The 25,860-nt window shown below is 66.8% G+C and carries 24 protein-coding genes; 15 read left to right on the forward strand and 9 right to left on the reverse strand.

Going from position 1 to position 25,860, the window contains the following annotated elements; genetic code table 11:
• Nucleotides 1-38 precede the first annotated feature (38 nt).
• Nucleotides 39-1,640 carry an L-aspartate oxidase gene (gene nadB / locus DDZ17_RS06475; protein ID WP_116365164.1) on the forward strand — a complete coding sequence of 534 codons (1,602 nt, stop codon included), beginning with the start codon at nucleotides 39-41 and terminating at the stop codon, nucleotides 1,638-1,640.
• Here the strand turns inward: nadB and DDZ17_RS22615 are convergent.
• Both DDZ17_RS22615 and DDZ17_RS06480 read right to left on the reverse strand, forming a co-directional pair.
• The gene (locus tag DDZ17_RS22615; RefSeq protein WP_170150169.1) at nucleotides 1,572-2,081 is read right to left on the reverse strand and encodes a protein YgfX; all 510 of its coding nucleotides are present in this window, start codon (nucleotides 2,079-2,081) and stop codon (nucleotides 1,572-1,574) included. The genes nadB and DDZ17_RS22615 overlap by 69 nt on opposite strands.
• Nucleotides 2,017-2,280 carry an FAD assembly factor SdhE gene (locus DDZ17_RS06480; RefSeq protein ID WP_116365165.1) on the reverse strand — a complete coding sequence of 88 codons (264 nt, stop codon included), beginning with the start codon at nucleotides 2,278-2,280 and terminating at the stop codon, nucleotides 2,017-2,019. Before DDZ17_RS06480 ends, DDZ17_RS22615 begins: the two co-directional genes overlap by 65 nt.
• Before the next feature lie 116 nt (nucleotides 2,281-2,396).
• Between DDZ17_RS06480 and ygfZ the strand changes: the two genes are divergently transcribed.
• Nucleotides 2,397-3,347, forward strand: coding sequence for a CAF17-like 4Fe-4S cluster assembly/insertion protein YgfZ (gene ygfZ / locus DDZ17_RS06485; protein WP_116365166.1), 951 nt, complete (start codon nucleotides 2,397-2,399; stop codon nucleotides 3,345-3,347).
• Here ygfZ and ung read toward each other — a convergent pair.
• The 6 genes from ung to npdG are packed head-to-tail and all read right to left on the reverse strand — an operon-like array spanning nucleotide 3,344 to nucleotide 9,816.
• A complete protein-coding gene (ung, locus tag DDZ17_RS06490; RefSeq protein WP_116365167.1) occupies nucleotides 3,344-4,033 on the reverse strand; it encodes a uracil-DNA glycosylase in 690 nt (229 codons plus the stop codon). The genes ygfZ and ung overlap by 4 nt on opposite strands.
• A gap of 45 nt (nucleotides 4,034-4,078) precedes the next feature.
• Nucleotides 4,079-6,658, reverse strand: coding sequence for a 5-amino-6-(D-ribitylamino)uracil--L-tyrosine 4-hydroxyphenyl transferase CofH (cofH, locus tag DDZ17_RS06495; protein ID WP_116365168.1), 2,580 nt, complete (start codon nucleotides 6,656-6,658; stop codon nucleotides 4,079-4,081).
• A complete protein-coding gene (cofC, locus tag DDZ17_RS06500; protein ID WP_116365169.1) occupies nucleotides 6,655-7,377 on the reverse strand; it encodes a 2-phospho-L-lactate guanylyltransferase in 723 nt (240 codons plus the stop codon). Before cofC ends, cofH begins: the two co-directional genes overlap by 4 nt.
• Nucleotides 7,377-8,366 carry a 2-phospho-L-lactate transferase gene (gene cofD / locus DDZ17_RS06505; protein ID WP_116365170.1) on the reverse strand — a complete coding sequence of 330 codons (990 nt, stop codon included), beginning with the start codon at nucleotides 8,364-8,366 and terminating at the stop codon, nucleotides 7,377-7,379. Before cofD ends, cofC begins: the two co-directional genes overlap by 1 nt.
• A complete protein-coding gene (cofE, locus tag DDZ17_RS06510; protein ID WP_116365171.1) occupies nucleotides 8,366-9,133 on the reverse strand; it encodes a coenzyme F420-0:L-glutamate ligase in 768 nt (255 codons plus the stop codon). The genes cofD and cofE overlap by 1 nt, the downstream gene beginning before the upstream one ends.
• Nucleotides 9,130-9,816 (reverse strand): NADPH-dependent F420 reductase, encoded by a 687-nt coding sequence (npdG, locus tag DDZ17_RS06515; protein WP_116365172.1) that lies wholly within the window; start codon nucleotides 9,814-9,816, stop codon nucleotides 9,130-9,132. The genes cofE and npdG overlap by 4 nt, the downstream gene beginning before the upstream one ends.
• A gap of 212 nt (nucleotides 9,817-10,028) precedes the next feature.
• On the opposite strand from npdG, the gene DDZ17_RS06520 reads away from it, so the two are divergent.
• The 13 genes from DDZ17_RS06520 to DDZ17_RS06580 all read left to right on the forward strand — a co-directional run bounded on the left by DDZ17_RS06520 (nucleotide 10,029) and on the right by DDZ17_RS06580 (nucleotide 25,451).
• A complete protein-coding gene (locus DDZ17_RS06520) occupies nucleotides 10,029-10,811 on the forward strand; it encodes an SDR family oxidoreductase (RefSeq protein ID WP_116365173.1) in 783 nt (260 codons plus the stop codon).
• 137 nt (nucleotides 10,812-10,948) lie between these two features.
• A complete protein-coding gene (locus DDZ17_RS06525; protein ID WP_116365174.1) occupies nucleotides 10,949-14,839 on the forward strand; it encodes a DUF1631 family protein in 3,891 nt (1,296 codons plus the stop codon).
• Between the two features lies 1 nt (nucleotide 14,840).
• Nucleotides 14,841-16,001 carry a helix-turn-helix transcriptional regulator gene (locus DDZ17_RS06530; protein ID WP_116365175.1) on the forward strand — a complete coding sequence of 387 codons (1,161 nt, stop codon included), beginning with the start codon at nucleotides 14,841-14,843 and terminating at the stop codon, nucleotides 15,999-16,001.
• Between the two features lie 281 nt (nucleotides 16,002-16,282).
• Complete coding sequence (locus DDZ17_RS06535; RefSeq protein WP_116365176.1) at nucleotides 16,283-16,885, forward strand: Yip1 family protein; 603 nt, start codon at nucleotides 16,283-16,285, stop codon at nucleotides 16,883-16,885.
• A 43-nt stretch (nucleotides 16,886-16,928) separates the two neighbouring features.
• Entirely contained in the window at nucleotides 16,929-18,371 is a 1,443-nt protein-coding gene (gene ccoN / locus DDZ17_RS06540; protein ID WP_116365177.1) for a cytochrome-c oxidase, cbb3-type subunit I, read from the forward strand.
• Between the two features lie 12 nt (nucleotides 18,372-18,383).
• Nucleotides 18,384-19,001, forward strand: coding sequence for a cytochrome-c oxidase, cbb3-type subunit II (ccoO, locus tag DDZ17_RS06545; RefSeq protein WP_421909998.1), 618 nt, complete (start codon nucleotides 18,384-18,386; stop codon nucleotides 18,999-19,001).
• 2 nt (nucleotides 19,002-19,003) lie between these two features.
• Nucleotides 19,004-19,183 (forward strand): cbb3-type cytochrome oxidase subunit 3, encoded by a 180-nt coding sequence (locus DDZ17_RS06550; protein WP_116365178.1) that lies wholly within the window; start codon nucleotides 19,004-19,006, stop codon nucleotides 19,181-19,183.
• Entirely contained in the window at nucleotides 19,176-20,060 is an 885-nt protein-coding gene (ccoP, locus tag DDZ17_RS06555) for a cytochrome-c oxidase, cbb3-type subunit III (RefSeq protein WP_116365179.1), read from the forward strand. Before DDZ17_RS06550 ends, ccoP begins: the two co-directional genes overlap by 8 nt.
• 57 nt (nucleotides 20,061-20,117) lie before the next feature.
• Entirely contained in the window at nucleotides 20,118-21,530 is a 1,413-nt protein-coding gene (ccoG, locus tag DDZ17_RS06560) for a cytochrome c oxidase accessory protein CcoG (RefSeq protein ID WP_116365180.1), read from the forward strand.
• A complete protein-coding gene (locus DDZ17_RS06565) occupies nucleotides 21,527-22,021 on the forward strand; it encodes a FixH family protein (RefSeq protein WP_116365181.1) in 495 nt (164 codons plus the stop codon). Before ccoG ends, DDZ17_RS06565 begins: the two co-directional genes overlap by 4 nt.
• Nucleotides 22,005-24,479, forward strand: coding sequence for a heavy metal translocating P-type ATPase (locus DDZ17_RS06570; RefSeq protein ID WP_116365182.1), 2,475 nt, complete (start codon nucleotides 22,005-22,007; stop codon nucleotides 24,477-24,479). Before DDZ17_RS06565 ends, DDZ17_RS06570 begins: the two co-directional genes overlap by 17 nt.
• Before the next feature lie 7 nt (nucleotides 24,480-24,486).
• On the forward strand, nucleotides 24,487-24,705 hold the full coding sequence (gene ccoS, locus DDZ17_RS06575) for a cbb3-type cytochrome oxidase assembly protein CcoS (RefSeq protein ID WP_116365183.1): 219 nt from the start codon (nucleotides 24,487-24,489) through the stop codon (nucleotides 24,703-24,705).
• A gap of 5 nt (nucleotides 24,706-24,710) precedes the next feature.
• Nucleotides 24,711-25,451 carry a sulfite exporter TauE/SafE family protein gene (locus DDZ17_RS06580; protein WP_241505804.1) on the forward strand — a complete coding sequence of 247 codons (741 nt, stop codon included), beginning with the start codon at nucleotides 24,711-24,713 and terminating at the stop codon, nucleotides 25,449-25,451.
• Here DDZ17_RS06580 and DDZ17_RS06585 read toward each other — a convergent pair.
• Nucleotides 25,442-25,825, reverse strand: coding sequence for an MliC family protein (locus DDZ17_RS06585; RefSeq protein ID WP_116365184.1), 384 nt, complete (start codon nucleotides 25,823-25,825; stop codon nucleotides 25,442-25,444). The two genes, DDZ17_RS06580 and DDZ17_RS06585, sit on opposite strands and share 10 nt — an antisense overlap.
• Between the last annotated feature and the right edge of the window lie 35 nt (nucleotides 25,826-25,860).

Below are 25,860 nucleotides of genomic sequence, written 5' to 3' on the forward strand. Positions count from 1 at the left end.
CATATAAGTCACCCACAAACGCAGCAAGCCAGCCACCTATGCCCCACTCCCTCCAGTACGATGTGCTGATCATCGGCGCCGGCGCCGCCGGGCTCAGCCTTGCCCTGCAACTCCCGCCCCACCTGCGGGTGGCGCTGCTGTCCAAAGCAGACCTCAACCAGGGCTCCACCTACTGGGCCCAGGGCGGCATGGCCGCGGTGCTGGACACCAAAGACAGCGTGGACTCCCACGTGGAGGATACCCTGGCCGCCGGCGCCGGCCTGTGCCAGCGCGAGGCGGTGGAGTTCACGGTGAGCAACAGCCGCTCCTGCGTGGAGTGGCTGGTGGCCCAGGGTGTGGACTTTGACCTGCGCCCGGATCACGCCGACGAATTCCACCTGACCATGGAAGGCGGCCACAGCCACCGCCGCATCATCCACGCGGCGGATCGCACCGGGCGCGCCATCTCCGAAGTCCTGACCGAAAAGGCCCAGGCGGCGGACAATATCGAGATACTCACCCACCGGGTGGCGGTGGACCTGGTGGTCAAGGAGGGACGCTGCCAGGGGGCCTACATTCTCAACCGCCAGAGCGACCATGTGGAGCTGTTCCTGGCCCGGGCGGTGGTGCTGGGCACTGGCGGCGCCAGCAAGGCCTACCTTTACACCAGCAACCCCGACGGCGCCAGCGGCGACGGCATCGCCATGGCCTGGCGCGCCGGCTGCCGGGTGGCCAACCTGGAGTTCAACCAGTTTCACCCCACCTGCCTTTACCACCCCAAGGCCAAGTCCTTCCTGGTGACTGAGGCCATCCGCGGTGAAGGTGGCCGGCTGCTGCTGCCGGACGGCAAGCCCTTCATGCAGCGCTACGACGCGCGCGGCGAGCTGGCCCCCCGGGACATTGTGGCCCGCGCCATCGACCATGAAATGAAGCGCCTCGGGGTGGACTGCGTGTTCCTGGACATCTCGCACAAGTCGCCCGAGTTTTTGCACGAGCACTTCCCGACCGTCACCCAGCGCTGCGCGGAGTTGGGCATCGACATCACCCGCGAGCCCATTCCGGTGGTGCCCGCGGCCCACTACACCTGCGGCGGCATTGTGGTGGACACCCAGGGCCGCACCGACCTCGCCGGACTGTACGCCATTGGCGAGGCCTCCTGCACCGGCCTGCACGGCGCCAACCGCATGGCCAGTAACTCCCTGCTGGAGTGCATCGTTTACGCCCGCTCCGCCGCGGGCCACATTGCCAACACTATCGACGCCGCCCCGCTGCCACAGCCGGTGCCCGCCTGGGATGAAAGCCAGGTGACCGATTCGGACGAGGACGTGGTGATCTCCCACAACTGGGATGAGCTGCGGCGCTTCATGTGGGACTACGTGGGCATTGTGCGCACCAACAAGCGCCTGCAGCGCGCTGAACATCGCATTGAACTGCTGCAAAAGGAAATCGCCGAGTATTACAGCAACTACAAGGTCAGCAACGACCTGCTGGAACTGCGCAACCTGGCCATGGTGGCCCAGTTGATGATCCGCTGCGCCCTGGCGCGCAAGGAAAGCCGCGGTCTGCACTACACCCTGGACTACCCGGCGTTGTTAGCGGAGGCCCGCGATACCGTTCTGGTGCCGGCCAACGCCGCCCGCCAGAGCGCCCTGGAGCCGTAGCGCCTTGCGCAGCGGGCGCCACTGGCTTGCCGCCACGCTGTCGGGCCAGAGATAGAGCCAGCGCAGCGCCTGCTCCTCAATGCACTCGCTGCCCTCATTGCCCACCCGGCGCCAGCGCACTGCCAACAGCCAGGGCGGGCTGTGCAGGGGCCCGACAAGTTCTACATCACACCAGCGCCCGGCCAGATGCAACTGCCACTGCCCATCCTGACTGCGGATGCCGCGAGGGCGCCGCTCACCCGGCCAGCACAACCACAGCACCACCAGCAGGCTACCCAGCGCAAGCAGCGGATAGCCTTTTATCAGCAGTAGAACAACGGCAGTAAGCAGCGCCAGACGATAGCCGGCGGCGCAGAGCCAACCCGGGCGGGAGGGCCTAATCGCGGTCGCGACGGTGGGCGTGGTCGAGAATCTGCGACACGATGGCGGCGTGGTCTTCATTCTGGGGGCGTTCCCGGCGCAGGAACCAGGCGAACAGTTCCTGATCCTCACACTCCATCAATTGCTGATAGCGCTGACGGTCGCGCTCGCCCAACTGGCTGTAGCGCTGGCTGACGAAGGGCTCCAGCACCAGATCCAGTTCCAGCATGCCGCGGCGGCTGGCCCAGCGCATACGTTTAAGCTCTTCGTCCTGAATCATAGGGTCCTGCACGTTTCGGGGAACATCAAAACGCGGCATTATACACGCTCGCCGGCCCGCGGCAGACAGTCACACCGGGGCAGCCACCGCGGCCCCGCCAACAGGAGTTTCCATCCGTGTCCGCTTTTTTTTGCCCCCTGGAAAACGAAAGCCTGCTGCAGGTCAGCGGCCCCGACGCCGCCACCTTCCTGCAGGGGCAAACCACCTGCGATGTGCGCCAGGTGAACGACCACAGCGCCCGCCCCGGCGCCTGGTGCAGCGCCCAGGGCCGTATCCTGGCCGACTTCCTGCTGAGCCAGTGCGCGCCGGAGACCTTTCTGCTGCGCCTGCGCGCGGACATCGCCGACACCACCGCCGAGCGACTGAAAAAATACGTGGTGTTTTCCAAGGCCAGCGTTGTGGTTGCCACCGACTGGCAGGTGCTTGCCTGCTGGGGCGATGGCGCCGGTGCCGCGCTGCGGGCGGTGCTGGGTGAGACACCCACCGCGCGCTTTGGCAGCTGCGCCAGCGAGGGCGTTGTGGTGATTCAGGTTGATGAGGCCGGTCAGCAGTTTGAAGTGCTGCTCAGCCCTGCGCGCAGCGACCTGCTAGACGCCCTCGGCGCGCAGCTGCAGGCGGCGCCAGCCAGCCAGTGGCAGGCCCTGCAGGTGGCGGCTGGCATCGGCCGTATCGAGGCGCCGACGGTGGAGGCGTTCCTGCCGCAAATGCTGAATTACGACCTCACCGGCTTCGTCAGCTTCCAGAAGGGCTGCTACACCGGGCAGGAGGTCATTGCCCGCCTGCACTACCGGGGCAAGGCCAAGCGTCGCTTATTCCTGGCGCGGCTGGATGGCGTGGACGCCCCCGCCGCCGGCACGGCCCTGTACCCGCCGGGCGCCAGCCAGGCGGCGGGGGCGGTGGTCAATGCGGTGGCGGTTGATGGCCAGCACTGCCTGCTGCTGGCCTGCGCCGCTCTTAATGCAGCTCTTAACTCAGACCAGGCACCGCTGCACCTGGGCAGTGCCGAGGGCCCCGCGCTGCAGTTGCAGGCGCCAGATTACCTGGACCTGCAGGCGGAGCAGGGCTAGTCGGGAATACGCCAGTCGATGGGGGCCTCTCCCCGGGCGCTGAGGTATTCGTTGGCCTGCAGGAAATGGCCGCAGCCGAAGAAGCCCCGGTGGGCGCTCAGCGGTGAGGGATGGGGCGCCTTGAGCACACAGTGGCGCGCTGTGTCGATCACCGCCCCCTTGCGCTGGGCATAGCTGCCCCACAGCAGAAACACCACACCGCTGCGCTCGCGGTTGATCACCTCCACCACCCGGTCGGTAAACTGCTCCCAGCCCTTGCCCTGGTGGGACGCGGCACGGGCGCACTCCACAGACAGCACACTGTTCAGCAGCAGTACGCCCTGGTCCGCCCAGTGCGTGAGGTGGCCATGGGCGGGTATGGGGTGGCCCAACTCGGCGTGAATTTCCTTGTAGATGTTCTGCAACGACGGCGGCACAGCCACCCCCGGCCGCACCGAAAAGCACAATCCATGGGCCTGGCCCTCGCCGTGGTAAGGGTCCTGGCCGATGATCACCACCTTGGCCCGTTCCAGCGGGGTGTGGTTGAAGGCATTGAACATCTCATCACCGGCGGGAAAGATGCGCTTGCCGGCGCGCTTTTCCTCGCGCAGAAAGCGCGACAGCTGCTGCATGTAGGGCTGTTCAAACTCGGCCTGCAAATGGGCCAGCCAGCTCGGCTCCAGGTCAATGGTGCGGCTTTCGACCACGCTTTGGCTCCTTTCTCGCGCTATTTAGCCGCTGTCTCACGGCGCTCAGTTGCAGGCCGCCAGCAGCACTACCTGCTCGCGTTCGGGCTCCGGCAGGCATTTGCTGCGCTGGCGCTTGCCGGCGGCCTGGTTGTCCACCGCCAGCAGGTCGCCGGCCCGGCTTGCCGCCAGGCGGCGCTCGTCGGGCACATCGCCGTACAGGGTGGTGCGCTGGCGCGGCATGCGGCCCGCGGCGCGGATGTGCTGCTCCATAATCGCCGGCGCCCACTCCTGGCCGTGGCTGGAGCCGGCGGCGCGGGTGATGCTCTCGTTCATCAGGGTGCCGCCGAGGTCATTGACGCCGGCATTCAGACAGGCGGCCACGCCGGCGGCGCCCATCTTCACCCAGGATGTCTGGATATTGTCGATCAGCCCGTGAAACACCAGCCGCGCCACGGCGTGCATCAGCACCGCCTCGCGAAAGCTGGGGCCGCGGCGCGAGCGCCCGCGCAGGAACATGGGCGCTTCCATGTGCACAAAGGGCAGCGGTACAAACTCGGTAAATCCGCCGTGGCGCTGCTGCAGCGCGCGAATGGCGAGCAGGTGCCGGGCCCAGTGACGGGGCCGGTCGATGTGGCCGTACATGATGGTGGCGGTGGTTTTAAAACCGGCCTCGTGGGCCGCGGTCATCACCTCCAGCCACTCGCGGCTGCTGAGCTTGTCGGGGCACAGCACGTCGCGCACTTCATCGTGCAGCACTTCCGCCGCGGTGCCCGGCAGGGTGTTGAGTCCGGCGGCCTTCAGCTGCCGGAGGAACAGCGCCGGGCTCAAGCCCAGCGTGGCAGCCCCCTGGGAGACCTCCAGCGGCGAAAAGGCGTGGATGTGCATGCCCGGGGTGGCGCTGCGCACGGTGCGCAGAATGTCCAGGTAGGTCTGCCCGGTGTAATCCGGGTGAATGCCGCCCTGCATGCACACCTCGGTGGCGCCCCGCTCCCAGGCCTCGCGGCAGCGGCGGGCAATTTCCTCGCCGGAGATATCGTAGGGCCGGCCGCGCAGGTCCTCGTGCTGTTTGCCCTTGGAGAAGGCGCAGAAGGCGCATTTGAAATAGCAGACGTTGGTGTAGTTGATGTTGCGGTTGACCACGTAGGACACGCCGTCGCCGCAAGCTTGCCGGCGCAGGTCGTCGGCGGCCCGCACCACCTGGGTGAACTCGTCGCCGCGCACCTCGAACAGGCGCGCCACCTGGGCCTCGGTGAGCGCCCTGCCCGCCCGGCAGTCATCCAGCAGCGCCGACAGCTCGGCACTGGCCGGCGCGGCACGGTGGCCGGCATCCAGCAGGGCGGCGTCCTCCGCCGGCACCGGCGCATCCTCGCCGGGGGCCCAGCGGTCGCGCCGCGCAAAGCCGCTGCCGTCGGACTGGCGCTGCACCGGACCCTGCAGGGCCTCGTCCAGCCAGCGCGGCGCATCGCAGGCGTAGGCCGGGTAGATGGTCAGGCGCTGGTCCAGGTATTTGCCGGCGGCGCGGGTTTCCTGGGCCAGGCGGTCCAGGTGCGGCCAGGGCGCCTCCGGGTTGACGTAGTCCGGGGTCAGGGGCGACACCCCGCCCCAGTCGTTGATGCCCGCCGCCACCAGTTGGGGCAGCACACCGGGGCTGAGGTTGGGCGGCGCCTGGATATTCATGGCCGGGCCAAACACCAGGCGCGCCACGGCAATGGTCCACAGCAGGTCGTTGAGGTCCGGCTCGGGCGCCTGGGCCATCAGGGTGCCCGGCTTGGCGCGGAAGTTCTGCACAATCACTTCCTGCAGATGGCCATGGCGCTGGTGCAGATCGCGCAGGGCCAGCAGGGATTCAATGCGCTCGCGGCGGGTTTCGCCGATGCCGATGAGAATGCCGGAGGTAAAGGGCACCGCCGCCGCGCCGGCCAGGGCAATGGTTTCCAGGCGCCGGGCGGGTTCTTTGTCGGGCGAGCCGTAGTGCGGCATGCCCTTCTCGCCCAGGCGCTCGGACGCCGACTCCAGCATGATGCCCATGGAGGCACTGACCTTGCGCAGGCGGGCGATCTCCTGTGCTGTCATGCAGCCGGCGTTGATATGGGGCAGCAAGCTGGTTTCGCGCACAATGGCCGCCGCCACGGCTTCCACGTATTCCAGGGTGGTGGCGTAGCCCATGTCGGCCAGGGCCTTGCGCGCGGCGCTGTAGCGCAACTCGGGTTTTTCGCCCAGGGTCAGCAGGGCTTCCTGGCAGCCCAGTTGCTCCGCCGCGCGGCATTGTTCCAGCACGGTTTCAATCGGCATGTAGGGCTGCTCAACCCGCTTGGGCGTGCGGGCAAAGGTGCAGTAGTGGCACACATCGCGGCACAGGTGGGTCAGCGGCAGGAAGAGCTTGCGCGAGTAGGTGATGACATTGCGGTGGCCGCGATCGCGCAGCTCACCCGCCAGGGCGGCCAGGGCCGCGGTATCGTCTACCGCCGCGAGCGCCAGGCACTGCTCCGGGGCCGGCGCGCTGCCGCGCTGCCACTGGGCCGCGAGGCTCTCGATCAGGGCGTGGCCTTGCGCACTGGCGTCAGCACCACCGGCTGGCGCTGCCGGCAAAACACCGGCGCTGTCACCATTACTGTTATCACTACGATCACTGGCGCTGCTCATGTGTCGCTCTCCCCCGAGCGGTGACTGTCCCGCGTTGTATTGTCGATGGTCAGCCCCAGTGCCTCCACCGCCACGTTAAGGCGGCTGCGCAGCCCCGGCTGGGCCAGCCAGGCGCTCGTGGCCGCGCCCGCCCCCGGCGCCGCCAGCAACTCGGCGATATCCCGCGGCTCGTCGATATCGGCGGCGGTGCCGTGGCGCTGCAACAGGCTGTGTGTTCCCGCCGCCTGCCGGTGGTGGCGACAACTGTCGCGACCAAAGCGAAACGCCGGGGTGGCCGGCGCATCAAACAGCAGCAGGTTGGTGCCGGTGGCGGCGCGATCCGGCGCAATCAGCAGGCCGCCCTGCCCGGCCTGCTGGGCCAGCGCGGCATCCAGGTCGGCGGCGCCCAGCCAGGGCAGGTCTGCATGCAGCACCATGATGCGCTGGGCACCGGCGCGGGCGACGGCACTGCAGGCAGCCTGCAGTACAGCGTTCAGGCCCTGGCAGGCCAGGGTGGATTCCGGCAGGTGGCGGGCACCGAAATGGCCGGCCAGCAGCGCGGCACCCGGGTCGTCGGACACCAGCCACACCGCATCCACCGCCGCATGGGCACACAGCACCGAGAGCACGTCCTCGGCCATGGCCTGCATCAGGCCACGGCGCTCGGACGGGCCGAGCAGGCCCGAAAGCCGCGTCTTGGCGGCCACCAGGTCTTTCAATGGCAGTACGGCGTGGAGCATCAGCGCCTGGCCTCCGGCAGCACATTCTTAAGTACTTTTGTAAGCACATCCCGCGCCAGCTGCCGCTTGTCGTCCAGGGTTTTCATCAGGGTGTTGTGCACAGCTATCTCTTCGTTGCCGCTCTGCCCCAGGGCATCGGCCAGGGCGGCGTCTTCGTTATCAAGTACAACGTGGCTGACCAGCCCCGGGTAGCGCTGGCGGTAGTGTTGCACCACCGCCGCGGCATCCACCGGCAGGCCCAGCTCGGCCATCATTTTGGCTGCCGGCCCCTTCACCGCCCGCCCGCCGATAATGGGCGACACCGCCACCACCGGCACCGCCAGGGCGGCGAGCTGCTGCCACAGGCCCGGCACACCGAGAATGGGGTCGATGCTGACAAAGGGGTTGGAGGGGCAGATCACCACCGCCGCCACCTCGCCGCTGGCCAGCAGGGCCTGCAGCGGCGCAGGCACGCGGGCCGCGTCCAGCCCCCGGAAACTGAAGCCGCTCACTGCCGGCTCACAGCGCCGGCGCACGAAATAATGCTGGAAGGGCAGCTCGCCCTCGTCGGTATGCACCAGGGTGCTGACGGGCTCCTCGGCCATCGGGTAAATGGCGCTCTGGATACCCATGGCCTGTGCCAGCCGCGCGGTGACGGCGCTCAGCGCCTGCCCTTCGGCCAGCAGTCCGGTGCGCAGCAGGTGGGTGGCCAGGTCGCCATCACCCAACTGGAACCAGGTATCGCCCCCCAGCGCGGCGAGGGCCTCGCGCACCTGCCAGGTTTCACCTTCGATACCCCAGCCCTGCGCACGATTGCTGCGGCCAGACAGGGTGTACAGCAGGGTGTCGATGTCCGGGCTGATATGCAGGCCGTGGTGACGGAAGTCGTCCGCGGTATTGACCAGCACCGCCAGCGCGCCGGCGGGCAGCTCCTGCGCCAGCCCCAGGGCCAGCTTGGCGCCGCCAACGCCGCCGGACAGGGCCAGGATTTTTTTGCCCGCGCCCGCCATCAGCGGAACATATCCAGTTCGCGCTGGCGCAGCAGGGCATCCGCCCCGCCCAGGCCCGGGCGCAGGCGCGCGCCACGCACCAGCACTACCGGGCAGGCCTCGTCGGACTGCCCCTGCACCAGGGACGCGGCGGCGGCCAGTTCATCGGCAACCGCTGCCTCGGTCACTTCCAGCACGTTGCCGAACAGGTCGCGCTCGCCAATCTGGTTGTAGAGCGGGTCCAGCCCGGCGCAGCCAATGGCCATGCCCACGGTACCCATGCGCCAGGCCCGCCCGACACTGTCGTTAATGACCACCATGGGCGCCTGGCCGGGGCCGGGGCTCAGGGCCTTGCGCAGCGCCTGGGCGGAGCGATCGGGGTCTTCCGGCAACAGCAGCACCTGCGGGTCGCCCTCGGGCTGTTCAATATTGGAGCGATCGATGCCGGCGTTGGCCATGACATAGCCCAGGCGGTGTTCGACGATAATCACCCCCGGCCGCACCCGCAGCACCTCGCGGGACTCCCGCAGGATGCATTCCACCTGGCGCGGATCCTTGTTCGCCTGCTCGGCAATATCCCGCGCCCGCTGGCTCGGTTCGATGTCGGCGAGCCGCAGGTAGCGGCCCTCGGCCTTGGATACCACCTTCTGGGCCACCACCAGCACGTCACCGGCTTCCAGGGTCAGCTGGTTGCGGTGCAGCGCATCGGCAACCAGCGCGGCCAGATCATCGCCCGGGGCAACCAGCGGGAAATCCCGCAGGGGAATGATCTGCAGGGCCGGATTCATTCAGCATGATCCAGACCGGTAATGCGAATGCCCGCATGACAGCTGTACTGCTTGTTGATGGTAATCAGCACCGAGGTGAGGGCCTCGGCGGCGGCGGCGTTGTTGATCATGCCGGCGTGGAAGCCGCGCATGCCGGCGGCCTCTACCAGTTTGATTACCTCGGCCCGCGCTTCCTTCTTGTTGCCGCACACCAGCACGTCGCAATCCAGGCCAGCCCCTTCCTGCAGGTGGTGGGCCGCCACGTTCTGGAAGGCCGATACCACCGCCACCTCGTCCCCCAGGATCTCCTGGGCGATCTGCCCGGCGCTGCCCTGCTCCGGCAGCTGCACCCGCGCCACCCGGGGCGGCACCAGCGGCACGGTGACATCAATGAGGATTTTGCCCTGCAGGGCGGGCTTGAGTTGCTCCAGCGTGGATGCCTGGTGGCTGAAAGGCACAGTGAGGGTGACGATGTCGGCGGCCTCGGCGGCGGCCTGGTTTTCCATCGCTTCCACCGTCACGGCGGCAACACCGCGCTCGGCCATGACTTCACGCAGGTCGGACACGGCGGCCTCGGCCTTGTCGGCGGTGCGCGAACCGATAATGACCCGGTAGCCGGCCTGGGCCCAGCGCCGGGCCAGGCCAGTGCCGAGATCGCCGGTGCCACCGAGAATGGCCAGAACCGGAAGAGTGTCTGTTGTCATCGTTGTTGGGTCCTGTGGAGTGAATCTGTCGGGAACGGGGGTTCAGATTGTGCGACCAGCGGGGCTTCGCTGGCGAGGCCAGGGCAGCACTATGTCGCTGCGCTTGCCAGCCACCCGAATTCGTTTAGCATGCGCATGGCCAAGGCATCTTAGGGAAATCAAAAGGTGACCACAAGACAGCCCGGGCTTGTGTAATAAGGAGTTAAACCACGATGGACAGCCCCCTGGATTTCAGCGGCAAGGTCGTTCTGGTCACCGGTGGTGGCAAGGGCGTGGGCCGCGGTATCAGCGAACGTTTTCTGGCCGCCGGCGCCGATGTGATGATTTGCGGGCGCAGCGAACCGGACACCCTGCCCGAGGCCGCCGGCCGCCAGGCCGTGTTCACCGCCTGCGACGTTCGCGACTTCGAACAGGTGGAGGCCTGCGTCAACGCCACTGTGGCGCGCTTCGGCCGCCTGGATGTACTGGTGAACAACGCCGGCGGGGCGCCCCACGCCGACGCGGCCACCGCCTCGCCGCGCTTTTCCGAGGCCATCATCCGCCTCAACCTCATTGCCCCCCTCAACTTTGCCCAGGTGGCCAACCGCCAGATGCAGCAACAGGACAGCGGCGGCAGCATTATCAATATCGCCAGTGTCAGCACCATTCGCCCCTCCCCCGGCACCGCCGCCTACGGCGCGGCCAAGGCCGGCCTGGTGAACCTGGGCACCTCACTGGCGGTGGAGTGGGCTCCCAAAGTGCGCGTGAACGCCGTGATTGCCGGCCTGGTGCGCACCGAGCAGAGCCACCTGCACTACGGTGACGAGGCGGGCATTGCCGCCGTTGGCGCCACCATTCCCCTGGGTCGCATGGCCGTGCCAGAAGACATTGGCGATGCCTGCCTGTTCTTGGGCTCGCCCCTGTCGTCCTATGTCAGCGGCGCCAGCCTCACCGTCCACGGTGGTGGTGAAGCCCCCGCCTTCCTCGGCGCCGCCAATACCGACAGCGGCCAGTAGGCCAACGCTCGCAGGCCCTTATACACAGGGCCAAACGCGTATCGGCCGGTTGTCCGCCGACCCTATCGCGGTATACTGCTGGCATTGTCGCGCCGTTCCCGGCGCGCCCTGCCAGCGACCCGATACCAAGAGACTGCATGTCCCAAGCCGCCACCCCACCCGAAAGCCACGCCGCTACGCTGGAGCTGCCCGACGCGGTGCGACTGTCGGGCAAGGTTATTGCGGTCACCGGAAACAACTTTGAACTGCGCGATGTGCGCCTGGTGGGGGGCCGCGGCCCCCAACGCATGAGCCTGAAAAAAGGCACCCGCGCCACCCTGATGCCACAGGCCCTGCGGGATGCCCAGGGGCCCATCGACCGCGTTGGCGTAACCGTCAGGAATGTCAGCGGCGGCGTGGTGCTGCTGAGCCCCGACGGGGTTGAGGGCAGCCGCTGCCACCGGGCCCTTGGTGGTGCTGACACACCCGCCGCAGCAGCCAAACCCGCCGCAACCCCCACCCCTGTAGCGGCCAGGGGCAACGCCCTGCTCGAAGGGTTTGAGCGCACCGCCTGCGACCAACTGCAGCCCCTGTGGGCGAGCTTCGTCGGCTCCCTTGCGGAGCGCCTGAACGAGCGCAGCAAGGCCGTGCAGGGCGGCGACCCGGAGCTGAAGGAGGCCGCCATCACACTGGCTGAGCGAAGCCAGGACTTTATCGACGGCATGATGGACATGGTTCGCGCCCATTTCGATGACCTGGTGCCAGCCGAACCCGAGCGTCGCCAGCAGTGGCAGCAGAGCGCCGAGGGCGGCCATACGCTCGACCTGGTGGACCTCGAGGACTTCGAGGACTTTCTCGCCATCGACCGCATGATCAACCTGGGGCAGGAATGGTACGGCGAAGTGCTGGAATGCCTGACCGTGCGCCTGGCCACAGCCATCGACGCACCGCCGCTGGATGTGCGCCTGCCGGTGCATATCGCGCAGCTGTGCACGACGCTGCAATCCCTGCTGGCCCAGGCCGATATCAGCCACAAGGCGACCTCGGCCATTTTCGACGCCTTCCTGCGGCTCTTCATGCCCCGGCTCGAAAACTACTACCGCATCCTCAACCAGCACCTGACCAAGGCCGGTATCTTCCCCGAACTGGAAGAGGAAATACGGCTCAAGGGCTCGGTGCTGGAGCGGGCGCGGGCGCGGGCCGAGCGCGAGAGCGTGGCCAAAGCCCCGCGCCCCGCCCAACCAGCTGCTCAGTCAGCCGCTCAGTCAACCGCCCAGCCAAGCGCTGAGGCACAACAGAGCGCCGAAACAGCCGCCATCGCGGGCGTTAGCGACGGCGGCGAGCGCCGCGTGCCGCCGGCCTCCGCCACCATTTACCAGTCGGTGCTGGATGCGCTGAATTTCCAGCGCGAGGCCCTGCCCGGCCAGAGCCCGCCCAGCAATGCCCCGGCCGCCAGCACAGACTCGGTGCTGCAGGCCCTGGACAACCTGCAGCGCGACAGCGCGCTGCGCCAGGAACTGCGCGACATCGGCTCACTGCGCCAGTTTCTGGCCGCCAACAGCGATCGCTTCGACACCCTGCGCGGCACCGCCGGGTCCGGCCCGGACAGCATCAACCAGCTGGATCTGGTAGACACCCTGTTCAGCACCATCCACACCCAGATGGATGTCTCCGAACAGTTGCAACCGACCCTGTCGGAGCTGCAGGTGCCACTGGCCAAGCTGGCGTTGCAGGAGCCCCGCTTCTTCAGCGACAACCAGCACGCCGCCCGGGGCGTTATCGACAAGCTGGCCCAGCTGGCCGCCGCCGGCAACTTCCCCAACCGCATGCTGGAGGGCAAGGTCACCGGCATCATCGAAGGCATTGTGGCCGGCTACGATCGCGACGCGGGTGTGTTCGATACCGCGCTGGAGGAAATCGACCGCCTGGTGCAGCAGCAGGTATCGGCCCAGAGCCGCAACGTGGAGCGCGTCATCCGCACCCAGGAGGGCCAGTATCGGCTGCGCCAGGCCCGTGCCGAAGTGGACAACACGATCCGCCAGCACCTGGGCGATGCCGAGGTGCCCCAGTTGCTGCTGGAGTTCATCCAGCGCGGCTGGCGCGATCTGCTGGTGCTGACCTGGATCAAACAGGGCACCGACAGCGCCAGCTGGCAGGACCAGCTGCGCACCATCGACCTGCTGGGCGAGTGGCTGAACGAGCAACAGGAACAGCCCGGCGCGGGCAAATCCATGCAGCACGGCCTGGAGGCCGGGCCCTTCATCGACATGCTGGAACAGCAGGTTGCCTCGGAACTGCCGGCCAACATCGAACTGGGGCCGGTGCTGGACGAGCTGCGCATGGCGCTGTCCGGCGAGCACCCGGTCACCAGTTGCACGCTTGGCGACGACGACTTCAACCCGGGCCCCAGCGCCGCCGAACTGCAGCAACGGCTGAACCGTACCCGGCGCCTGCGGCGCTGGGTAAAACGGGTGCAGCAGCTCAAAACCGGCAGCTGGCTGAGTTACCGCGACAGCAAGGGCGTGCGCAAGCGCATGCAGCTGGCCTGGGTCAGCCCCGATCTCAATCATTTTATTTTCGTCAACGAGCGCGGCCAGAAAGTGGCCGAAACCAATGCCATCCAGCTGGCCCGGCAACTGAGCCGGGGCGCCAAGCCGCCCTCCGCGGCGGACCAGATGTCACTGGTGGACCAGAGCCTGTACGGCACCCTGGAATCGGTGCAGGAAACCCTCAACTTCAGCCGCAACCACGACCAGCTGACCCGCCTGATCAACCGCCACACCTTCGAGGAGCAGGTGGCGCGCGCCCTGCGCCACGCCGATCACAAGGGCTCCCAGCACGCGGTGCTGCACCTGAACATCGACCGCTTCAGCCTGGTGAACGAGGTCTACGACGACGTGACCGGCGATCAGGTGCTGATGGAGTTTGCCCGGCTACTGTCTCAGCTGCACGGCAGCAAAATGTCCACCGCCCGCCTGCAGCAGGACAGCTTCGGCATCCTGCTGGTGGACCACGACATTCCCCGCGCTACCGCGGCGGCAGAAAAAATCCGCGCGGACATCGAGAACGGCAGCCTGGAGATCGAGAACGACCTGATCCGCTTCACGGTGTCCATCGGCATCGCCCCCATCGGCCAGGACAGCCCCGATGTGGACACCATTCTGGCCGCCGCCGAGCGCGCCATGCACCAGGCGAAGGACGAGGGCCGCAACCGGGTGGCGATCGCCACCGACCTGGACGCCGACCCGCAGCGCGCACGCAAGCAGCGCCGGGCCGAACGGCAGGACCTGGAACAGGCCCTGGCCACCGACCGCTTTGTGCTGCGCGCCCAGCCGATTGTGAAGACGGCCCTGCGCGGCGGCGGCGAAACCAGCCACCACTTCGAGTTGCTGCTGGGCATTCGCAACAACGACGGCGAAATAGAGTCGCCCGAGAAGTTCATTCTCACCGCCGAGCGGCACGGCTTTATGACCGAGGTAGACCGCTGGGTGGTGCGCGAAGCCTTCCAGTGGATCAGCCGCGTGATGGACGCGCAGAAGGTGGTACCCAACCTCGCCATCAATCTGTCGGGCATCAGCATCACCAATGACGAGTTCATGGAGTACCTGTTCGAGCAGATCTCCGAGTTCGGGGTTGGCACCAACCGCCTGTGCTTTGAAATTACCGAGACCGGCACCATTACCAACCTGGTAAAGGCGGCGGATTTTGTCCGTGCCTTCCGCAACATCGGCTGCAAATTCTCCCTGGACGACTTTGGCACCGGGCTCGCCAGCCACAGCTACCTGCGCGAGCTGCCGGTGGATTACGTCAAGATCGACGGCACCTTTATTACCGGCATCCACGAGAACCGCAACGACTTCACCATGACCCGCTCGATCAACGACCTCGCCCACTTCCTGGGCCAGGAGACCATCGCCGAATCGGTGGAGAGCGAGCCCATCATCGTCAAGCTGGAAGAACTCGGCGTGGACTACCTGCAGGGCTGGGGCGTGGGCCGCCCGCGCCCGCTGGAGGACATTGCTGCCGAGCTGTCGAGCATTGAGAAGTAACATGCCAGGCGGCACGCACAGCAGCGACGACTTCGAGCAACTGCTCGGCCTGATCTACGACGGGCCGCTGGAGGATCGCCCCTGGCAGAGCGCCCTGCCCCAGCTGCGCGAGCGCTTTGACGCCCAGGTGGCCTCGCTGGTGCTGCGCCCGCCGGCCCAGGACGACAATGGACTGATTCTCAACAGCCTGCGCGACGGTGCCGACGAGAGCCTGGCGGACCCCAACGACTGGGAAGTGATCGCCTACCGGGAGCAGTTCTTCGCCCTCGACCCCTTCATCAACCTGCCCCTGAACCGGGTGGTGGCGCTGGAGGACATGCTGGACGCCCAGGAGCTGGAGCACTCCGACTACTACCGGCACTACCTGCAGCCGGTCAACCTGTTTCATATTCTGGGTATCGACACCGCCGAGCCGGGGGGCATGGTGGCGCGCCTGCGATTTTCCCGCCGCCGCCAGGACGGCGCCTTTGACCGCCAGGACCGCGCCCTGCTGGAGCGCATCGCCCCCCACCTGCAACGCGCCCTGCACATTCACGCCCGCCTGAGCCGCACCACCAGCGAGCGCGACCTGTACGCCGGCGCGGTCAACCAGCTGGCGGTGGCCACCATCATCCTGGATGAAACCGGCCGCGTGCTGAACACCAACGCCCTGGCCAAGGCCCTGCTGGAAGAGCGCAACGGGCTGCTGGAGAAAGACCAGCACCTGCAGGTTGGCAGCCGCGAGCTGAACCGGCGCCTGCAGGAGGCGCTGACCACGGTTATTCGCGCCCAGCAGCGCGGCGAAGCGTCGGTGGTGCGCGCCCTGCGGGTTGCCCGCAGCGACGGCCATGCCGACCTCGGCCTGGTGATTCGCCCCATTCCCAGCTCCGAGTGGGGCGAAGGCCAGGCCAGCCCCTGTGCCGCCGTGTTTATCAGCGACCCGGAACTGCGCGAGTCCGCCTCCCAGAACACCCTGGGGGAGCTGTTCGGCCTGACGCCGGCGGAAGCCAACCTCGCCATTCTGCTGTCGCGCGGCCTCAGCCTGGCGGAGGTTTCCGAGGCGCAGAACGTGTCCCAGCACACGGCCCGTGCCCAGCTGAAATCCATCTTTGCCAAAACCGGTGTGTCACGCCAGGCCGAGCTGGTGCGCCTGGTGCTGAAGAGCGTCGCCTCCCTCGGTTGAGGCTGAAGCCCGCCCCCGGCAAGCAGCCCCCGGCAACCAACCCCAAGCCCCCGCTTTTACCCCCTGGGACAATTTGTCCTCCCTATTTTTGCGGCCCGCGAGTTGTATGCCGTTGTGTTTAGGCTACAATTTCCACAAAGCTTGTAGGGCTTTTTTTGGGGAAGCCAGCGCCGCGCTCGCGAGCGGCATGGCAAAAACGTAACAGGCCGCTGGTACTGTCATACGCCCAGGGGGCGTTCACACCTGGCCAGCCTTCGGACCGTTGGGGAGAGAGCAATAAGATGATCCAACACACCTTTGGTTTGCTGGTTAAGCCCAGTGAACAATGGCGCATTGTGGCGAACCTGCCCAGCCCATCTTTCAATACGCTGCTGCTCTACCCCTGCATCATGGCGCTGCTACCGGCGGTGGCCTGGTACTTCGGCACCAGCCAGGTGGGCTGGACCGTGGGCAGCAGCGGCCAGCCGGTAAAGCTGACCCCGGAAAGCGCCCGCCAGATCAGCATCCTGTTCTACCTCGGCATGCTCGCCTGCGTGGCGGGCATCGGCTACTTCATCCACTGGATGGCCCACACCTACGGCGCCGAATCCAGCACCACCAAGGGCATTGTGGTGGCCGGGCTCACCGCCACCCCCCTGTTCATTGCCGGCCTGGTGGGTTTTTACCCCCTGCTGTGGCTGGACATGCTGGTTGGCGTGGCCGCCGTCAGCTGGTCGGTGTACCTGCTCTATCTGGGGATTCCCATCATCATGAATATCCCCGAGGAGCGCGGCTTTCTGTTTTCCAGCGCGGTGATCGCCATTTCCCTGGTGATCCTGATCTGCCTCATGGTCGGGTCGGTATTCCTGTGGGACCTGGGCGCCGCCCCGGCCTTTACCGACTAAAAGGCCCTGCCAACCACCTCCTGCATGACGATGGAAGCAAATCATGAGCGAACTTAATTCTGCACTGGAGCACCCCACCTACAACTACAAGGTGGTGCGCCAGTTCGCGGTGATGACCGTGGTCTGGGGCATTGTCGGCATGCTGGTGGGGGTGTGGATTGCCGCCCAACTGGCCTGGCCGGCCCTCAATTTCGACCTGCCCTGGACCAGCTTCGGGCGCCTGCGGCCGCTGCACACCAATGCGGTGATCTTCGCCTTCGGCGGCAGCGCGTTGTTCGCCACCTCCTACTATGTGGTGCAGCGCACCTGCCAGGTACGGCTGATCTCCGACAAGCTGGCGGCTTTTACCTTCTGGGGCTGGCAGGCGGTGATTGTACTGGCCGCCATCACCCTGCCGCTGGGCTACACCTCGTCCAAGGAATACGCCGAGCTTGAGTGGCCGATCGACATCCTGATTGCGGTGGTCTGGGTGAGCTACGCGATTGTCTTCTTCGGCACCATCGCCCGGCGCAATACCAGCCACATCTATGTGGCCAACTGGTTCTACGGCGGCTTTATTCTCACCGTGGCGGTGCTGCACATTCTGAACAGCCTGGCGGTGCCGGTGGATATGACCAAGTCCTACTCCATCTACGCCGGCACGGTGGATGCCATGATGCAGTGGTGGTACGGCCACAATGCGGTGGGCTTCTTCCTCACCGCCGGCTTCCTCGGCATGATGTATTACTTTGTGCCCAAGCAGGCGGAGCGCCCGGTGTACTCCTACCGGCTGTCCATCGTGCACTTCTGGGCCCTGATTGCCGTGTACATCTGGGCCGGCCCCCACCACCTGCACTACACCGCCCTGCCCGACTGGGCCCAGAGCCTGGGCATGGTGATGTCGGTGATTCTGCTGGCGCCCTCCTGGGGCGGCATGATCAACGGCATGATGACCCTGTCCGGCGCCTGGCACAAACTGCGCACCGACCCCATCCTGCGCTTTCTGGTGGTCAGCCTGTCCTTCTACGGCATGTCCACCTTCGAGGGGCCGATGATGTCCATCAAGACGGTCAACGCCCTGTCCCACTACACCGACTGGACCATCGGCCATGTGCACTCCGGCGCCCTGGGCTGGGTGGCCATGATCTCCATCGGCAGCACCTACCACCTGATCCCCATCCTGTTCGGCAAGGAGAAGATGTACAGCGTGGAGCTGATCAACGTGCACTTCTGGATGTCGACCATTGGCACCGTGCTGTACATCGCCTCCATGTGGGTGAACGGCATCATGCAGGGCCTGATGTGGCGCGCCTACAACCAGGACGGCACCCTCACCTACACCTTTGTGGAGTCGGTGGTGGCGAGCCACCCGGGATATATCGTGCGGGTTGCCGGCGGCGCCATCTTCTTCGCCGGCATGCTGGTGATGGCCTACAACCTGTATATGACCGCCCGCCGCGATGCGAGCGAAGACCAGCCTGCCTCCGCGGCAGCCAGCGCGGCGTAAGGAGCGGACACCATGGCCCTGAGTAAACACGACAAGATTGAAAAGAACGTCAGCCTGATGATTGTGCTGACGATCGTGGCGATCAGCTTTGGCACCCTGGTGGAGCTGGCGCCGCTGGTGTTTGGCAAGCAGGTGAAGGAGCCCATCGAAGGGCTCAAGCCCCTGCCCGCCCTGGCCCTGGAAGGCCGGGACATCTACATTCGCGAGGGCTGCAACACCTGCCACTCGCAGATGATCCGCCCGCTGCGGGCCGAAACCGAGCGCTACGGCCACTACTCGGTGGCGGGGGAGCTGGTGTACAACCACCCCTTCCTGTGGGGCTCCAAGCGCACCGGGCCGGACCTCGCCCGGGTGGGCGGGCGCTACAGCGACGACTGGCACCGGGCCCACCTGTTCAACCCGCGGGATGTGGTGCCCGAATCCATCATGCCCTCCTACCCCTGGCTGTTTGACCACACCCTGGACGGCGCCACCACCGGGCGCAAGATGGCCGCCCTGCGCAGCCTGGGCGTGCCCTACACCGATGAAGACATCGCCGGCGCGGCCGATGCGGTGGCCGGAAAGACCGAGGTGGATGCCGTTGTGGCCTACCTCCAGCAGCTGGGCACCCTGCTGCAAATGCGGAGGTAGCCATGGATATCAACGATCTCAGGGGGCTGAGCACACTGTTTTTGATGATCTCCTTCATCGGACTGTGCTTCTGGGCCTACAGCAGCAAACGCAAAAAGGCATTTGACGAGGCGGCACAACTGCCCTTCGCCGACGACGACATGAATCAACGCACGATGCGGGAGGACGTCAGGAATGACTAGTTTCTGGAGCGCATGGATCATTATCCTCACCAGCATCACCCTGATTGCGATGACCTGGCTGCTGCTGGGCAACCGCAAAACCGGCGCCAAGAAGGAAGACACGCCCACCGGCCACGCCTACGACGGCATTGAGGAGTACGACAACCCGCTGCCGGCCTGGTGGTTCTTCATGTTCCTGATCACCATTATCTGGGGCGTGGGCTACCTGGTGGTCTACCCCGGGATGGGCAACTTCCCGGGCGTCATCGGCTGGACGTCAACCGGCCAGCACGCCGAGCGCGTGGCCGCCGCCGAAGAGCGCCACCGCGCCATGTACGACCGCTACCTGGCCATGCCCATCGAAGATATTGCCAGCGACCCGATGGTGCGCCGCATGGGCATGCGCATGTTCGGCAACAACTGCGCCCAGTGCCACGGGGCGGATGCCCGCGGCGGCTACGGCTTCCCCAACCTGACTGACAGCGACTGGCTCTACGGCGGCGATGCCAAAACCATCGAGGCCAGCATCACCAACGGCCGCCAGGCGGCCATGCCGGCCTGGGAGAACGTGATTGGCGATCGCGGGGTGGAGGAAGTGGCCGCCTATGTCCTGCGCCTGAACAACCACGAGCCCGATGCAGCCATGGCCGACGCCGGCGAGGCGCACTTCAAAACCTACTGCGTGGCCTGCCACGGCCCCGACGGCAAGGGCAACCCGGCCCTGGGCGCCCCCAACCTGACGGACGGCATCTGGCTGTACGGCGGCACCCCGTCGGAAATCGCCCACTCGGTCCGGGCGGGCCGCAACGGCGTGATGCCCGCCTTCAACCACCAGCTGGGCCCGGAGAAAATCCACATTCTCTCCGCCTACGTTTACGGCCTGCGCGAGGCCAACTAGCCACCGCGCACCCCGGGCAGGGGTGCGCCCCCGCTCACCCCTGCAAGGTAACGCGCGATGTCTGAACCGGATCTCATCAATGTGCAGGACGTCGCCCCCGCCGAAGTCGGGGAGATGGACCTGTACCAGCGCCGCGAAAAAATCTACACCCGCAAAATCGAGGGCTTTTACCAGCGCATCCGGGTGTACACCGGCTGGCCCCTGCTACTGGGCTATTTCCTGCTGCCCTGGTTCAGCTGGGACGGGCGCCAGGCCGTGCTGTTCGACCTGCCGGCGCGCAAGTTCCATATCCTCGGCCTGACCTTCTGGCCCCAGGACTTCTTCCTGCTGGCCTTTTTGCTGATCATCGCCGCCTTCGCCCTGTTTGCCGTTACCACCTTTGCCGGCCGTATCTGGTGCGGCTACACCTGCCCGCAAACCGTGTGGACCAGCATTTTCATGTGGATCGAGCAGAAAACCGAGGGCAGCCGCAACCAGCGCATCAAACTGGACAAGGCGCCCTGGAGTGGCGAAAAGCTGCTGCGCAAATGCGCCAAGCACGGCGGCTGGCTGCTGGTGTCGCTGGCCACCGGTTTTACCTTCGTCGCCTACTTTTACCCGGCGCGGCAATTGTTGCCGGAACTGCTCACCGCCTCCAGCAGCCTGATGGTGGTGGCCTGGGTAGTCTTCTTCACCTTAGCCACCTACATCAATGCCGGCTGGATGCGCGAACAGGTGTGTACCCACATCTGCCCCTACGCCCGCTTCCAGTCGGTGATGTTCGACCAGGACACCCTGATTGTTTCCTACGACCCGGGCCGCGGCGAGCAGCGGGGCTCGCGCAAGCGCGGCAGCGACTACCGGGCCCAGGGGCTTGGCGACTGTATCGACTGCGAGTTGTGTGTGCAGGTCTGCCCCACCGGCATCGACATCCGCGACGGCCTGCAGTACCAGTGTATCGGTTGCGCACTGTGCATCGACGCCTGCAACTCGGTCATGGACAAGATGGAATACCCCCGCGGCCTGATTCGCTACACCAGCGAGCACCAGCTTGAAGGCGGCACCACCCACTGGCTGCGCCCGCGCATCATCGGCTACGCCGCCGTGCTGTGCCTGATGGTCGGCGTGTTCGCCTTCACTGTGTTCAGCCGCGTACCGATGGAAGTGAGCGTGTTCCGCGACCGCAGCCAGCTCTACACCACCACCGCCAGTGGCGACATCGACAACATCTACACCCTGCACGTGGCCAACATGGACAGCGAAATGCACGAATTCCGGGTGAGCGTTGGCGGGCTCGACGGCGTTACCGTGATCGGCGAGACCCACTACACCCTGAACGCCGGCGAGGTGCGCGAACTCTCCCTGCGCCTGCGCATGCCAGACGGCGCCCTCAGCCGCCCCAGCACCGCCATTGAATTCACCGTGAGCGCTACGGATAATCCCGACATCGCCATGAGCGCGGAGTCACGCTTTATGATTCCCTTCCAATGAAGCCCCTGCACGATACGCCCGCGCCCCCCTGGTACCGCCAGTTCTGGCCGTGGTTCCTGATCGCCCTGCCCGCCTGTGCCGTGCTGGCCAGCCTGTGGACCCTGGTGATTGCGCACACCGGCGCCGATGACCTGGTGGTGGACGAATACTACAAAGACGGCCTGGCCATTAATCGCGAGCTAGAAAAACGCCAGCAGGCCGAGGCGGCGGGCATATCCGCACAACTTTCGCTGGATGGCGACGCCCTGCGGGTCGCGGTCGCCGGGCCGGTGCACCAGCGACAGTTGCGGCTGTCCCTGTCCCACCCCATGGAAGCCGACCGGGACTTTGCCCTGCCCCTGATGCAGGCCAGCCCCGGCCTGTACCGCGCACGCTTGCCGAGCCTGCCGGCACCGGGCTGGCACTGGGTGCTTGAAAACGACACCCCACCGTTGTGGCGGCTGGACGGCCAGTTCAGCGCCGCGGACTTCAGCCATGCCGGGCAGCGCTGACGCCCTGGCAAACGCCCTGGCCGACGATCAGTCAAACGGCCCCGACGACGCCCTGGCAACGCACTGCTTTCACTGTGGCGAGGCGGTGCCCGCCGGCACGCATTTCACGGTGTTGATCGAGGGCTGCGAACGCCCCATGTGCTGCCCCGGCTGCGAGGCCGTTGCCACCCTGGTGCGCGACGGCGGCCTGCAGGCCTACTACCGCCGCCGCAGTCGCTACGGTACCAAACCCGATGCAGAACCCCCGCCCGCCGCCCAGTTTGCCCTGTATGACGAGCCCGAGGTGGCCGCCGGCTTTACCTGCACCGACCCCAGCGGCCGCTGCGAAGCCCGGCTGCTGCTGGGCGGCATTTCCTGCGCCGCCTGCAGCTGGCTGATCGAGCAAGGTCTGGGGCAACTGCCAGGGGTCACAGCGGTCAACGTCAGCCTGCAGCACCAGCGCCTCGACATAGTCTTTGATGCCAGCGCACTCAAGCTGTCGGAGGTTTTCGCCCGGGTGGAACAACTCGGCTATCGCGCCCAGCCCTTTCTGGCCCAGGCCCAGCGCGAGCAGATGGATACCGACCACCGGCGCGGCCTGCGCCGGCTCGCGGTGGCCGGCCTTGGCATGATGCAGGCCGGCATGTTCGCCATTGCCCTGCACGCCGGCGACCTGCAGGGCATCGAGAGCGAATACCGCAACCTGATGCGCTGGGTGAGCCTGATCATCACCACCTTCGTGGTGCTGTATTCCTCGCGCAGTTTTTTCGAGAACGCCTGGCGCCACCTGCGCGCCGGCGCCCTGGTCATGGACCTGCCGGTGGCCCTGGCCATCGGCCTGGCCTGGCTGGCCAGCGCCTGGGCCACGGTGCAGGGCAGCGGCCAGGTGTACTTCGACTCGGTGCTGATGTTTACCTTCTTCCTGCTGCTGGGCCGCTTTCTGGAGCAGCGCATGCGGCGCCGCTTCCAGCTCAACTGGTACGAGGTGGAAAGCGCCCTGCCGGGCATGGTGCAGCGCTGGGCCGACGGCGCCTGGCATGCCGTGCCGCGCGCCGGCATTGCCCGGGGCGACCGCCTGCTGGTGCCGGCGGGCAGCATTATCGCCGCCGATGGCCGGGTGCAGGCCGGGCACAGCTCAGTGCGCGAAGACAGCTTCAACGGCGAACATCAACCGCGCCCTGTGGCACCGGGGGAGGCCGTGTTCGCCGGCACACTGAACCTGGAGGACGCGCTGGAAATAGTGGCCGATGGCCCCTACAGCGAAACCCGGCTCGCCGCCCTGCAGCAGTCGGTGGGGCGCGCCAGCGGAGCCAAGCCGCGCCTGTGGCAACTGGCCGACCGGATTGCCGGGGTGTTTGTGCTGGCCGTGCTGCTGGTGACCTCCGCCACCGCCCTTGTGTGGTACCAGATCGACCCGCAGCGGGCCCTGTGGGTCAGCCTGTCGGTACTGGTGATCAGCTGCCCCTGCGCGCTGGCGCTGGCCACGCCGGCGGCCCTCACCAGCGCTGCCGCCGCCCTGCGCCGCTGCGGCATTCTGGTACACGGCGAAAATGCGCTGGATGCCCTGTCCCGGGCCGATACCTGGCTGGTGGACAAAACCGGCACGCTGACCCACGGCACCCTGAGCCTGGCCCAGCTGCTGCCGCTGTCTACAGTGCCCGCGCCCGAGTTGATGCAGCTGGCGGCGGCCTTGCAGCGGGTGTCGCGCCACCCGGTGGCGGCGGCCTTTGACGCGCTCGCCCCGCCCCCCACTACCGCCTTCGACGCGCTGCACTACCGGGTTGGGGCCGGTGTCAGCGGGCGCCGCGATGCCAGCGAGTGGCGCATGGGCAGCGCTGCCTTCTGCCGCGAGATTGCCCCCGCGCTGGCGGAGCCGCCGGATACCCTGCGCTACTGGGTGGCCCTGGTGCGCGACAACCAGGCCCTGGCCTGGTTCGGCTTTGACGATGCCCTGCGCCCCGACGCCGGGCCCCTGCTGCAACAGTTCAGCGCGGCGGGCATGGCCGTTGAGCTACTGTCCGGTGACCGGCCTGAGCGTGTTGGGCCGCTCGCCGCCACCCTGCCCCTGGCGCGGGCCGAGGGCGGGCTGTCGCCAGAACAGAAGCGCCAGCGCCTGGCCACGTTGCAGGCCAGTGGGCATGTAGTGGCCGCCATTGGCGATGGCCTGAACGACGGCCCCCTGCTGGCCCAGGCGGACGTGTCCTTCGCCGTCGCCCAGGCCACCGACCTGGCCCGCGCCCAGGCGGATTTGGTGGTGGAGAACCGCGACCTCGGCAGCATCGCCCTCGCCTGGCGCACCGCCCGGCGCTGTCGCAGCGTGATCAAGCAGAACATGGCCTGGGCCCTGGGCTACAACCTGTGCGCCATTCCCCTGGCCGCCGCCGCTCTGGTGCCCCCCTGGGCCGCGGCCCTGGGGATGTCCGCCAGCTCGCTGCTGGTGGTGCTAAACTCCCTGCGACTGACCCACAACATCCGCTGATCTGTTCATGGCAAGCCTCTACCTGCTCATTCCCGTCGCGCTGATTTTCTGCATTATTGCCGTGCGCCTGTTGCTGTGGGCCATCAACAATGGGCAGTACGACGACCTCGACAAGGAAGCCTGGCGGGTGGTGATGGACGACGACGCACCGCAGGCGCCGCGCAACGACAATGAAGACGCAGAAGCGGCAAGTGACGATGCCAGCAACACCCCCGGCCGGAACTGACCGCCTTGCCCGATAGCCTGCTTACGCTGCTTACACTGCCTGCCTTTGCCGCCCTCGGCGGCCTGCTGGCGGCCTTTACCGTGGGCCTTGCCGGTGCTGGCCACTGCCTGGGTATGTGCGGCGGCATCAGCGCCGCCCTCGGCCTTGGCGGCGCGGCGAAGCCGGCCATCACAACGGCCTATCACGGTGGGCGCCTGCTGAGCTATACCGTACTTGGCGCTGGCGCCGGCCTACTGGCCGGGGCGCCGGATTTTGCCGCGTGGACGCTGGCGCTGCGCTATATCGCGGCGCTGCTGCTGATTGCGATGGGGCTCTACATCGGCAACTGGTGGCGGGGCCTGCAGTGGCTGGAGCGCGCCGGTGCCCGGCTGTGGCAACCGCTACAGCGGCTTGCCGCGCCGCTGCTGCCGCTGCGCTCGCCCCGCCAGGCCCTGGCCCTGGGCCTGTGCTGGGGCATGATGCCCTGTGGCCTGATTTACAGTGCGCTGGCACTGGCGGCAACGCGCCAGAGTGCCGCCGAGGGCGCCGCGACCATGCTGAGCTTTGGTGCCGGCACGCTGCCGGCCATGCTGCTGGTGAGCCTGGGAGCCACCCGCCTGCAGGCCCTGCTGCGCTCGCGCGGCATGCAGCGCGCCATCGCCCTGCTGCTGATTGCCGGCGGTGCGTGGAGCCTGGCCATCACCGCTGCCCACAGCGGCCACCTGCTGACGGCCGCCAGTGAAGAGGCCGCCCACCATCACCATTGACCCCCGCCCGATAGCGGCTTGGCATCGGTATCGGTGTGGCAGTTGCGATAGATCACATCGCCAATCTCCAGGCTGCCGTCGCGGCCTTTGCCGACAAAGAGCACATCGCCCTCACCGTAACGCACACCTGAGCCGCTGCGCTGCTGCGCCAGGCGGTAGTGTTTGCCATTCAGCCACACGTCCATGCGCTCGGGGCCAAACTGGGCGGTAAAGGCACCGCCGTTGCACTGGTAGACAAAGGCGTCGTCCGGGCTCAGCTCAATGCCGGACAGATCGGTCGGGTCAGGTTCAGGGTCACTGCTGCGGGTATTGCCCGCGCCGCAGGCAACAAGCAGGGACAGGGCGGGAACAAAACAAAGCCAGCGTGCGTTCATGGGGCCTCCCAATTCAGGACGGCACCCACGTTAGC

Source organism: Parahaliea mediterranea, from assembly GCF_003402235.1.
GTDB classification, from domain to species: Bacteria; Pseudomonadota; Gammaproteobacteria; order Pseudomonadales; family Halieaceae; genus Parahaliea; species Parahaliea mediterranea.